The organism is Calditrichota bacterium (assembly GCA_016867835.1).
Classification (GTDB): domain Bacteria; phylum Electryoneota; class AABM5-125-24; order Hatepunaeales; family Hatepunaeaceae; genus VGIQ01.
This window is the reverse complement of the sequence record VGIQ01000098.1, coordinates 1-11,012: the sequence shown is the minus strand read 5'-3', so window position 1 is coordinate 11,012 and position 11,012 is coordinate 1. Positions and strand designations below refer to the sequence as shown.

Genomic DNA, 11,012 nt, shown 5'->3' with positions numbered 1-11,012 from the left:
CGGGGTGATGTGACAACCCCAATATACAAAGTGCGAATCCAAAATCAGATCCCGAAGAATCTTAAACTACAAGAAAGACTTTTTCAACAGACTCATAGTTATGGAGTCAGGCATCTGAATCAGAAAGGGCGAGATTTAGCGCTCGGTCGAGGCGCAATATTACAACATAATTTCAGCTCAACTATGCAGGAGCATTACTTATCCAACACCTGCCCCCACTGCAAGTCCATGATGGGGGATTTCTATTCATATCAATATACAGACCAATGCACAGATGAAAATGCTAATAGATTGGGATATGTTTGTGTCGATTGTGATCCAAGATTCAATGACATATCTTTTGGAATCAGTAGAAGCACAGGTGGCAATCTTAAAGAGTCTGACATCCTCTTGTCTCGTCCCCTCAATTTTAAAGGGACAACTGGTGAGCATGAGGAGCAACTCCGAATTGCCATCCCCAAGATCTCAGTTGCGAATCAGGGAGGTAGAATTGAAGAACCATCTTTAGATAGTAATAGAGGTCCGCAAGAGCCTACTGCGCAGCGATCTCCGGGCACCCAAGATGGCGATGGAGGATTACGCAGCACCTTCTATGCGGTCATAATTGTCTTTGTCATGATGATTGTTGGGAAATTGTGGAGATACATCAGAAAAAATGTATTCTGATACCCCCCCTCCTTACCATCGGCATAGGTTGCCGGACGATGGAGGAGTTCGTCGCGTCGCTTCAGAAGTATGGCGTCCGGTATCTAATCGACGTCCGCTGCGCACCTTACTCACGGCACAAGGCCGAGTTCAACCGCGAAGCGCTTTGCGCGTTGATGAGATCTTCCGGTATCTCGACGGCGGGCAGAACACCATGTTTGAACCTGCTCTCGGGTCGAGGCGAAAATGGGCGTGAATTTCCCTGAGGGCGGACATTCTTGTCCGCCCTAACCTGATTTGGCGGGCGGACATTCCTGTCCGCCCTAACCTGACTTGGAGGGCGGACATTCCTGTCCGCCCTATACCCTAAGAAGAGATAGTAAAGTGCACTTCACCCCTTCACCCTATCCGCGCAAACTTCCCCATATGGATGTAGGCGAAGTCTATTATCACATCATTTTTCGATTGATATCAGGGCACTGATCGAAGCACGAAATTGAATTAGTGAAGCACAAGATTATTGAAGATAATGAGAGATTTTATAAACTTATCGCCATTCAAGTTATGCCAAATCATGTTCACTTGATCTTGCAGCCGAAACCCGGTTATGCTTTATCAAGGATTATTAAGGGCATGAAGGGAGTTACTGCCCGATTAGTCAATCGGTATCGCAGAACAAAGGGAAGTATTTGGTCAGATAAATACTTCGATCGCGCGATCAGAACTGAAGATGATCTTGCAGGTGCGCTCGCCTATTTACAGCACAATCCTGTGGGTGCACTGCTTGCAGAAGATGCAAGTGATTATGTTGGCTGGGAATTCATTCAAGAATGACGATTAAGATAATAGGGCGGACAGGAATGTCCGCCCTCCAGATGGACTTTTTAGGGCGGACAGGAATGTCCGCCCTCCGGGAAAGGAATTGGCTCTAACCACCCTCTTCACCACCGGTGTCTATGGGCAGACCGAGGGGTCGTTCCTGCGGGGGCTGACCGATAACCGCATCGACCTCCTTGCCGACATCCGCGACCGCCGAGGCGTCCGCGGCGGGCATTACCCATTCGCCAACGCCGGACGGCTGCAAGAATTGCTCGCCGCTAACGGCATCGGGTACGTCCATTGGCGCGAGGTCGCGCCTCCGGCGGACATGCGCGCCATCCAGGGCAAAGCCGATCACCAGGCGCGTCAGAAGAAATCCGACCGCGAAAGGCTCGATCCCGCGTTCATCAAGGCTTATGAAGCATTCATCGCAACGAAGCGCGAGTGGCTGAAAGCGACCCTTGCCAATGAGTCCCTCTCAGGCAAGCGCATCTGCCTGGTCTGCGTCGAGCGGACGCCCGATGCCTGCCACCGGTCGCTGCTGGCAAAGGAGATTCAAGCGATCACCGGATGCGCTGTGGAGCACATCATTAATAAGTGCAAATGATAGTAGTCTTCTCCAGTAGGACAGGCAGGAATGCCTGTCCTACTGATGCTACTATTTGACGACCTGCTTGGAATGAACAAATGAGCATCGAAATACATCCTCTTTCAAAGGCGAATGCGAGGGACTTTTATGCCCTGATCGCCTCGAATGAAGGGGTCGCCTGGTGCGCCTGCGCCGCCTGGCGGGCTGAGACGACCTGGGACGAGTGGGACTCCCGCACCGCCGAACAGAACCGCGCCGTCCGCGATAGTATCATCGACAGCGGCGAACTCGACGGCTTCCTCGCCTATGAGGACGGCAGACCGGTTGGCTGGTGTCAGGTCGGCGTCCGCGAACGCGTGAGCCGTCTTTGTGCGCATTACGATTTCAGCCCCGAACCAGGCGTCTGGGCAATCACCTGCCTCTTCATCCATCCCAATAGGCGAAAATCGGGAGTTGCCGGCGAAATGCTGCAGGCCATCCTGAGCGAGGCAAAGTCGAGTGGCATTGTCGCCGTAGAGGCCTACCCGCGGACCGAGCAGACGCTCAGCGACGACGACCACTGGATGGGGCCTCCGGGGCTTTTTGAAGCGCTCGGATTCAAGGTCGTCCATCCTCATGAGCGGCGTGGAGTCTGGCGGCTTTATCTTTAACTGAGGAACCATGATGGAATTTACGACGCTTAAACTCGACTCTGACGGCCCGGTCGCCCGTCTGACCTTGAACCGGCCCGACGCCCGCAATGCCTTCGACGACAAGATGATCGCCGAGATTCGCAGCGCTGCCGAGGCGACCGGCAAGATCGACACCGTCCGGGCGTTGCTGATTACCGGTGCCGGAAGTGCATTCTCCGCCGGTGCCGACATCGACTGGATGCGCCGAATGGGGCAGGCGACGTTCACCGAGAACCACTCCGACGCCCTCTTGCTGGCTTATATGCTCGACGCGCTTGCGCACAGCCCCAAGGTGACGATTGCTCGCGTCAACGGGCCGGCAATCGGCGGCGGAACCGGACTGGTGGCGGCTTGCGATGTGGTCGTCGCGGTATCGGAAGCGGTCTTTTCGTTCAGCGAAGTGAAGATCGGTCTGGTGCCGGCTTGCATTGCTCCCTATGTTATCCGTCGGGTCGGCGAGGGGCGCGCCAGGGAACTCTTCGTAACCGGACGGCGTATCACCGCCGAAGAAGCACTCCGCTACGGCCTTGTCGATCATGTCGCACCTGCAGACGGCTTCGATGCCAAGGTCGAAGAGGTGCTCGGCTCAATCATCGCTTCAGGCCCCCACGCCGTCGCTGCAGCCAAGAAACTGACCCGCGACGTGGTCGCGCAAGGTCGCAAGGAGTATATCGAATATACCGCCCGGCTAATTGCCAACTTGCGCACCTCGGAGGAGGGCCGGGAAGGGCTGGCGGCGTTCTTAGATAAACGCAAACCTAAGTGGGCCGATTGATGCGATGGGTGAAGGTAGTATGCAGGATGCGGTCGCATGAGTGACGGTGTGTCGCATCTGACCGACAAATTGGCGGTGCTCCCGGACAAGCCCGGCGTCTATCTCTTTAAGGATTCCGCCGGGCGCATCATCTATATCGGGAAGGCGAAGTCGCTCCGCAACCGCGTCCGGAGTTACTTCACCGGCCACGACGATGGACGCTACCAATATCCCCGGCTGGTCGCCGCCATTCGCGACGTCGAGTTGCTCCTGACCCATAGCGAGGTCGAAGCGTGGAAGACGGAGGCGTCGCTCATCAAATTGCACCGGCCGAAGTTCAATATCGACCTGCGCGACGATAAGTCCTATCCTTATATAAAGGTCACACGCGAGCCATTCCCCCGCATCTTGCTCACCCGCAAACCGAACGACCCACCGCCGGGGGACGTCTATGGCCCCTACACCGACGTCTTCGGTACCCGGCATCTCCTTCGGACGCTAAAGGGCATTCTGCAGATTCGTGATTGCAACCTACCACTCACGGAATCCCGCATCGCAGCCGGGAAGTTCAAACTCTGTCTTGATTACCATATCGGCCGCTGCGGCGGGCCGTGCGAAGCGAAGGTGTCGCCGGATACCTATGCCAACGGCGTCGCCCGGTTCGTCAGTTTTCTGCGAGGGCGGCATGAGGATGTCGTAGATTATCTCGAAAGCGAAATGAACCGCCTGGCGGCGGAGCATCGCTTCGAGGAAGCCGCCCTCGCCCGCGACCGGCTTCGTGCCGCCCGGCAGTTCAGTGAACGTCAACCGCGCATCGATCCCGATCCGGTTGACATCGATGCGGTTGGATTGGTGCGCGAAGATGCTTATGCCGCCATCGTCCTGATCATCGTCCGTGGCGGGAGGATCGTCGGACAGGCGAAGTTTCATCTTGAACGCACGGTCGGGCTCACCGATGGCGAACTACTGGGCAACTTCCTTATTCGCCACTACGAATCGCCGGATCAGGTACCCGACGAGATTCTTATTCCGCTGATGTGGGAAGACGCCGCGCTGGCAGCCGAACTCCTGACGTTGACCGCTGGGCGGAGGGTAGTCCTGCATCACCCCCAGCGCGGGATGAAGGCGCGGCTTGCTGCTACAGCCCGGGTCAATGCCGAGCAAGTCCTTGCCGAACGTCGGTTGATCGCCGAAAAACGCGATTTCGTCCCCCGCTCGGTGAAAGCGCTTCAAGAGGTGCTTCATCTGGAACATTCTCCCATGTGGATCGAGACCTTTGACGTCTCGCATCTGGCTGGCGTCGATAGCGTTGCGGCGATGGTCGTCTTTCGTGCCGGTCAACCTTTTCGGTCGGAATACCGCCTCTTTCGGATCAAATCGTTCACCGGTATCGACGACTTCGCGGCTATTGCTGAAGCCGTGGGAAGAAGGTATCGAAGGCTGCTGAGTGAACCATCAGTTGCAACAATCGATGATGATGATGATGACGGTGATGATAGATTGTCACGGTTGCCAGATCTGGTTTTAATCGATGGAGGTATCGGGCAATTGAATCGAGCCCGGGAGGTGTTGACAGAGTTAGGATTGCCGGATATGCCGGTAATCGGCCTCGCCAAACGGCTGGAGGAGATCTATCTGCCCGGCGATCCGTTGCCGTTGGCGCTTCCCAAGACCTCGTCGGCATTGAGACTGATCCAGCGCGCCCGGGACGAAGCGCACCGCTTTTGCATCACCCGACAGCGCCTGCTGCGCGGCAAACGACAGGTGAAGTCGCGGCTCGACGACGTGCCCGGGATAGGCCCGATCCGGCGGAGCGCGTTACTGAAGACGTTCGGATCGCTGAAACGGCTCGCGACAGCATCGGTAGAAGAGATCGCCGCGGTTCGGGGGATGTCGCGAAGGGCCGCCGAGCAAGTGAAGGAGACGTTGACATCCTAAGGTGCGAATGCGGACTATAGGCGCCATGCGTTACTACCGGTGCACTGTTTTGGTGTCATCGATGGTTGCTCTAAACCTGATGGTTACGACCGTCGACGCGGCAGGGCCCGGGACTTTCGTCTATCCACCTTACAAGCACACCTGGGGCGTGGTCAAAGCGCGGCCCTTGCACCTGCGGCTTTTTCTTGGCTACAAGACAAAGTTCGACGACCCGCAAGGCCTCGCCTGTGCCCGGCTTGACGCCTGGGAGGATCCTTCCCGCGAAGGCGACGACGACGAAGTGACGGTTTATGGCGTTAATTCAGGCGACAAATGCATTATTTATAACCGTTCGATGTATGCACTGGGATTATTTGGCAAGGAAGGCAGGGGCGAAGCGCTCGAACGTCCCTGGGGAATCGCAGCTGACCGATGGGGACAGGTCTATGTCGTCGATCGGGGGCGGGCAGAAGTGCATCACCTCCGCAATGGAGGGAAATCCCTCGTTCCCGTGCGGAAGATCGGCCGATTTGGAGATGGGGAGGGCGAGTTCATCGATCCGATAGGGGCTGCGCTGCTGCCGGACGGGAGTCTGCTGGTTACCGATGCCGCACTGGGACGGGTGACGATGTTCGATTCAACAGGCGCTGTTCGATTGGCTTGGGAAGGATTGTTGTCGCCCGCTGGAATTGCTGCCACCGGACCGGGCGAGAGTTGGACCTACTTTGACCAGGATGCATTCGTCGTGGTGATCGACTCCGCGGGGCAGCGGGTCAGCAAGTTTGACCTGAAAGGCCAACTCGTGAAGCGAACCCGAACCGAAGAGTGGGAAGGCGACATCGGAATCGAGCACCTCGAATGGCTCGCGCTCGACTACCATAACCAGGTGCTGATTACCGACCGGACAAGAGGCTGCATCCATAAACTCGACCGCAACCTGAATTACCTGGACACTTTCGGTGAAACCGGCGATGGCGACTATCGTTTCGATGAACCGCGCGGGATTGCACTATACCGCAGGTTCGGACAGATATTCGTAGCCGAACGGCCGGGCGCGCAGTATCTCTGGGTCGGCGTCGATGTGAGGGACTTGCAAGCCACTGTAGTGAGCGATTCGATCTGGCGGGACCTTAGGGTCTCCTTCTTCCTGACCGAACCGGCGTTGGTCGATGTCGATGTCGAAGACGCTGCCGGGAGGTTTATCGCGCGACTGATGGAGAACCGCCGCTTCGATGCCGGGAAAGTGCAGTTCTTCTGGAACTTAATGGTGCCTGCGCAGTTGCCGGGAGGGAAGCCGCTGCCGACTTTGCCAGCGTCCTATGATGTGGGCAAACGTTTGCCGAGCGGCAGGTATAGCCTCCGGGCGACATTCCGGGCAACTTACTCATCGCGAGAATCATTTAGCATCGAGCGCAAGACCGGCTTTGGACTATAGGAAATTGAGGGACTTATTTGAGCAGGGAAGCGGTATGGGAGGCGGACTGCTAACTTGCCGACCCCATGCGAGAGGCGTATATTGAGTTTGAATGTCAGAGTTGGACATCGCATCATACGACGGCGTTGTCTCGCAGCCGTCGGACAACGGCCCGGTCTGACGACTGTAACGTGATTTGCCTCGCTTCCCACACTGCTTGCCTTAACCACGATGCCGGACCGGGTCACCCTGAGCGTCCGGATCGGATCGGCGCCGCTTTGGAAGGCGTTAGATCAGCGCTGCCGGATGAAGTCGTGCTCCAACTTGAAACGCGTGAAGCCGACCCAGCCGAAATCGCGTTGGTTCATAGACCCGGTTATATCGAAGCAATGCGGCGGCTCTGCCAGTCCGGGGGAGAATATATCCCTGCGATGGAGGCGAACGTCGGAACGGCGACCTGGGATGCGGCACTCAATGCCGTCGGTGCCGGACTCTCGCTCGCCGACTGGATGCTCCGCCAGGACTCGACTCTTGCATCTCAATTCCAAAATCCAAGATCCATTCTCCAAAATACCAAAGGCTTTGCTCTTGTCCGTCCCCCCGGGCATCACGCTCTCGCCGACCGGCCCATGGGATTCTGCCTCTTCAATAATATCGCCGTCCTGGCGCGCTATCTACAGGTAGAACACCGTATTAGCCGGATCGCGATCATCGACTTCGACGTCCATCACGGGAATGGTACCGAAGCAGTATTTTGGAAGGATGAGACGGTGCTCTTCATCAGTATCCACCGCGACAACCTCTTTCCGTATCACAAAGGTATGCGCGAAGATCGTGGTGCCGGAAAAGGTCTGGGACGGACCTTAAATCTTCCATTACCAGCCGGTTCCGATGATGACGTCTATCAGGTCGCGTATGAGCGGGAAATTATCCCGGCGATTGATGACTTTGTGCCTGAATTCATCCTGGTCTCGGCCGGATTCGATGCTCACTGGCGCGATCCATTGGGTGGGATGAGAGTCACTGGTGCCGGATACCAGATGATGGGCGAGCGGATACGGGACCTTGCTGAACGTCACTCTAATGGCCGGGTGATAGCGCTTCTCGAAGGAGGCTATGACCTGACCGGACTAAAGGATGGCGTGTCCGGTTTCGTTAGCGGGCTACAGGGGTGAAAGCGCCGGCTTGAGAAGAGGACTCATAATTGATGATCTGCCTCCCGACGCCATTCGTCTCAACAGGATACGGCTTGCTGGAAGGCATGGGGTCACGGATGAAGAAGCATCACAGGAGCAAGCAATAGAAGTCGATCTCGAAGTGCGAAGCGACCTGTGTGATGCCGGACAGAGCGATGACCCCGGCAGCACATTCGACTATGCTGTTATGCATCGCATCGCGACAGAGGTTATAACCGGACCGCGTAAGCACCTCCTGGAAGCATTGGCAGAGGAGATCGCCGATCGCGTCCTTGTCGAATCAAGTATGGACTTCGTCAGGGTAGTCGTGCGCAAAATGAGTCCACCGCTCTTTGATGTCGCCGGAGGCGCCGAAGTCGAGATCCTGCGCCGGAGGCAAAAGTAATGGAGATTCCGGCCGGAGAATCCGGGGATCGACCGGGAAGTGTCGCTTACGTCGGCATCGGATCGAACATGGGAGATCGGGCAGCTCAGATTGCCTACGCGCTGGAGTGCTTGAAGAGAGTGTCATCCAATGACCGGGTCACCCTGGCACCGATCTATGAAACTGAACCATGGGGACCGGTAAGGCAGAGCCCATTCCTCAATACTGCTGTTGAGTTGGAAACGCTCCTCGCGCCCGCCGCGTTATTAAGTGAACTGCGAGCCATCGAACGGCTGGCTGGACGTCGTCCGGATAACCTCCATTGGGGACCACGTTCACTCGATCTCGACATTCTGCTTTACGGCAATCGGATCATCCACTCCTTGCAGCTTTCGGTGCCGCATCCGCGTCTTCTTGAGCGGCGCTTCGCCCTGTTGCCGCTTGCGGACCTTGCGCCGGATGTGTTAATCCCAGGCTCCGGCAGGACCGTTCGGCAGGCGCTACAAGAGTGTCCCGATAGCGGTTGGATAAGGCCCTTCACCCCTTAAGGGAGCATTTATGAGTCTGCAGCCCGGCAGCATAATAAGCGTCGAAGGCGGGATCGGCGTTGGCAAGACAACCCTTGCACGGTTCCTGGCGGAGGAACTCGAAGCCGATCTCGTGCTTGAAGAACCGACGGCCAATCCGTTCCTGGCGGACTTCTATCGCGATCCGCACCGGTGGGGACTGCAAACTCAGATCACCTTTCTCTTGTCGCGCCACCGGCAGATGTCGGAACTTAAGCAGCGCGACCTCTGGAGTCGGCCGGTGATCGCCGACTACCTTTTCGACAAGGACCGCATATTTGCTGCACTCAACCTCGAAGACCGGGAGTTTGATCTTTATCAACGACTCGCCAGTGCACTCGACACCGATGTCCCGCGTCCCGACCTCGTCGTCTATCTTCAGGTGCCACCGGAACGACTCTTGCAAAATATCCGGATCCGCGACATTCCGTATGAGAAGTCGATAGACCTCGCCTATCTGCAGGAACTGACCGAAGCCTACAACCGCTATTTCATACACTGGGAGCACTCTCCGCTCCTGATTGTGAATGCAGCGCGGATAGACTTTGTCAGGAACAACGCACACCGAAACCGGCTCGTCGAGGCGGTGCGGTCAGCCCGGGCGGGGACGGTATATTTGAATCCGGAGGAATGAAGTGCTCCGATTCCTTTCGCTCTTTTTTTTGTTTTTGCTATTATGGAGGATACTCGCCCGGACTTTTGTGTCGGGACGAACCGCTCCCCGACGAGCCCCGGGTCAGCCGAGGGCTCCGATTCCGCCCTTTGCCGAACCGGAGATCGAGGATGCTAAGTTCGAAGAGTTGCCATCACCACCCCCAGCCAGGAAGGAGGCAGAATGAAGCGGGTAATCGAAACGACCGAAGCGCCGGCGGCAATCGGTCCTTATAGTCAGGGCGTCGTCCACGAGGGACGTATCATCTTCTGTGCCGGTCAGATAGGAATAGATCCGGCGACCGGTGAACTAGCGACCGGTGTCGAAGCCCAGACCGAGCGCGCGATGAAGAATCTCAGCGCAGTCCTCGATGCCGGGCTTTCGAACCTTGACAAGATGCTCAAGACGACGATCTTCCTCTCTGATATCAATGACTTCACAGCCGTCAACGCGGTCTATGCGAAGTTCTTTAATGACAAGCCCCCAGCCCGCAGCACCGTTCAGGTAGCAGCGCTGCCCAAGGGTGCCCTGGTTGAGATCGAATGCGTCGCCGCGGTGGTCTAAGGGGGTTCAGGCTCCGGGCTTCAGGCATAAGTTTGGGGATACTGGGCCTTGGTCTAATGGCTGTTGGAGTGGGGCATAGCGTTGCTCAGACGTCCAGGATCAGCGAGGCGATCTTCGCAGCCCCCACCCAGCCCGCCCCAGAGCCATTTCGTCCTTCGCCAACAGGTGCTGCGCTCCGTTCTCTGGCCTTGCCGGGTTGGGGACAATCCTACAACCGACAGCCCTTAAAGGCCGTGATCTATGGCGGAGCGGAAGCCGCATTCATCTACGGCATTTACCGGCAGGATCAATTGCGCGCCGCCAATGCCCGAATGGGACGGAGCGATATTGCGGCCATATACCGCGAAGATCGCAACCGTCTCGGCTGGTATTTAGCCGGGATGATCATTCTCGCGATGGTCGATGCCTTCGTCGATGCGCATCTCTATGGGTTCGATGTGAAGCCGATCTGAGTCGGGTAACGAGAGCAGGTCAATTTCCAATACCAGGTTCGATTTGAGAGTTACCAATGACACTGCCCGTCCGAACTGCGCCGTTGTCGGCGTAACCGGTCTGCCGGAGGCTGCCAATCTCTGCTACCTCGGCCTCTATGCCATGCAGCATCGCGGTCAGGAGGCCTCCGGCATTGTCGCTTCGGATGGCAGGGAACTCTCGCGGCACGCCGGCACCGGGCTGGTGGCGGATGTCTTCCGGGATCGCGAAATGCTGAGTCGGCTGCCGGGCGAGCATGCCATCGGGCATAACCGCTATTCGACGACCGGACCTTCGAGCGCTCAGAATGTCCAGCCGCTGCTCGTCGAAACCCGCTCCGGCCCGATTGCGATGTCCCATAACGGGAATCTGGTCAATTACCAGTCATTG

14 protein-coding genes are annotated in these 11,012 nt (G+C 57.0%); all 14 read left to right on the top strand.

Annotated features, from left to right (window positions below; translation table 11 throughout):
- The first annotated feature begins 545 nt into the window (after positions 1-545).
- The gene (locus FJY67_09490) at positions 546-911 is read left to right on the top strand and encodes a DUF488 family protein (protein ID MBM3329685.1); all 366 of its coding nucleotides are present in this window, start codon (positions 546-548) and stop codon (positions 909-911) included.
- A 229-nt stretch (positions 912-1,140) separates the two neighbouring features.
- Positions 1,141-1,479: a hypothetical protein gene (locus tag FJY67_09485; protein ID MBM3329684.1), complete on the top strand. Its 339-nt coding sequence runs from the start codon at positions 1,141-1,143 to the stop codon at positions 1,477-1,479.
- A gap of 88 nt (positions 1,480-1,567) precedes the next feature.
- On the top strand, positions 1,568-2,071 hold the full coding sequence (locus FJY67_09480) for a DUF488 domain-containing protein (GenBank protein MBM3329683.1): 504 nt from the start codon (positions 1,568-1,570) through the stop codon (positions 2,069-2,071).
- Positions 2,072-2,151: 80 nt separating this feature from the next.
- Positions 2,152-2,703, top strand: a complete 552-nt coding sequence (locus FJY67_09475; protein ID MBM3329682.1) for a GNAT family N-acetyltransferase — start codon at positions 2,152-2,154, stop codon at positions 2,701-2,703.
- Positions 2,704-2,713: 10 nt separating this feature from the next.
- The gene (locus FJY67_09470) at positions 2,714-3,499 is read left to right on the top strand and encodes an enoyl-CoA hydratase/isomerase family protein (protein ID MBM3329681.1); all 786 of its coding nucleotides are present in this window, start codon (positions 2,714-2,716) and stop codon (positions 3,497-3,499) included.
- Between the two features lie 36 nt (positions 3,500-3,535).
- Positions 3,536-5,416 (top strand): excinuclease ABC subunit UvrC, encoded by a 1,881-nt coding sequence (uvrC, locus tag FJY67_09465; protein ID MBM3329680.1) that lies wholly within the window; start codon positions 3,536-3,538, stop codon positions 5,414-5,416.
- A 25-nt stretch (positions 5,417-5,441) separates the two neighbouring features.
- Positions 5,442-6,830, top strand: a complete 1,389-nt coding sequence (locus FJY67_09460) for a hypothetical protein (protein ID MBM3329679.1) — start codon at positions 5,442-5,444, stop codon at positions 6,828-6,830.
- Positions 6,831-6,895: 65 nt separating this feature from the next.
- Entirely contained in the window at positions 6,896-7,984 is a 1,089-nt protein-coding gene (locus FJY67_09455) for a histone deacetylase (protein ID MBM3329678.1), read from the top strand.
- A complete protein-coding gene (locus tag FJY67_09450) occupies positions 7,947-8,390 on the top strand; it encodes a dihydroneopterin aldolase (protein MBM3329677.1) in 444 nt (147 codons plus the stop codon). The genes FJY67_09455 and FJY67_09450 overlap by 38 nt, the downstream gene beginning before the upstream one ends.
- Positions 8,390-8,917: a 2-amino-4-hydroxy-6-hydroxymethyldihydropteridine diphosphokinase gene (folK, locus tag FJY67_09445; protein MBM3329676.1), complete on the top strand. Its 528-nt coding sequence runs from the start codon at positions 8,390-8,392 to the stop codon at positions 8,915-8,917. Before FJY67_09450 ends, folK begins: the two co-directional genes overlap by 1 nt.
- 10 nt (positions 8,918-8,927) lie before the next feature.
- On the top strand, positions 8,928-9,569 hold the full coding sequence (locus tag FJY67_09440; protein ID MBM3329675.1) for a deoxynucleoside kinase: 642 nt from the start codon (positions 8,928-8,930) through the stop codon (positions 9,567-9,569).
- 201 nt (positions 9,570-9,770) lie between these two features.
- Positions 9,771-10,151 (top strand): hypothetical protein, encoded by a 381-nt coding sequence (locus tag FJY67_09435; protein MBM3329674.1) that lies wholly within the window; start codon positions 9,771-9,773, stop codon positions 10,149-10,151.
- 32 nt (positions 10,152-10,183) lie between these two features.
- Positions 10,184-10,603 carry a hypothetical protein gene (locus FJY67_09430; GenBank protein MBM3329673.1) on the top strand — a complete coding sequence of 140 codons (420 nt, stop codon included), beginning with the start codon at positions 10,184-10,186 and terminating at the stop codon, positions 10,601-10,603.
- 142 nt (positions 10,604-10,745) lie between these two features.
- Positions 10,746-11,012 (top strand): amidophosphoribosyltransferase (locus FJY67_09425; GenBank protein ID MBM3329672.1); only part of this gene is annotated, 267 nt, incomplete at its 3' end.

Bases quoted from the DNA above. Each gene is read 5' to 3' on its own strand.
- FJY67_09475 (MBM3329682.1), top strand. From the start codon at position 2,152: ATGAGCATCGAAATACATCCTCTTTCAAAGGCGAATGCGAGGGACTTT.
- FJY67_09470 (MBM3329681.1), top strand. From the start codon at position 2,714: ATGATGGAATTTACGACGCTTAAACTCGACTCTGACGGCCCGGTCGCC.
- uvrC (MBM3329680.1), top strand. From the start codon at position 3,536: ATGAGTGACGGTGTGTCGCATCTGACCGACAAATTGGCGGTGCTCCCG.
- FJY67_09460 (MBM3329679.1), top strand. From the start codon at position 5,442: ATGCGTTACTACCGGTGCACTGTTTTGGTGTCATCGATGGTTGCTCTA.
- FJY67_09455 (MBM3329678.1), top strand. From the start codon at position 6,896: ATGCGAGAGGCGTATATTGAGTTTGAATGTCAGAGTTGGACATCGCAT.
- FJY67_09450 (MBM3329677.1), top strand. From the start codon at position 7,947: ATGGCGTGTCCGGTTTCGTTAGCGGGCTACAGGGGTGAAAGCGCCGGC.
- folK (MBM3329676.1), top strand. From the start codon at position 8,390: ATGGAGATTCCGGCCGGAGAATCCGGGGATCGACCGGGAAGTGTCGCT.
- FJY67_09440 (MBM3329675.1), top strand. From the start codon at position 8,928: ATGAGTCTGCAGCCCGGCAGCATAATAAGCGTCGAAGGCGGGATCGGC.
- FJY67_09435 (MBM3329674.1), top strand. From the start codon at position 9,771: ATGAAGCGGGTAATCGAAACGACCGAAGCGCCGGCGGCAATCGGTCCT.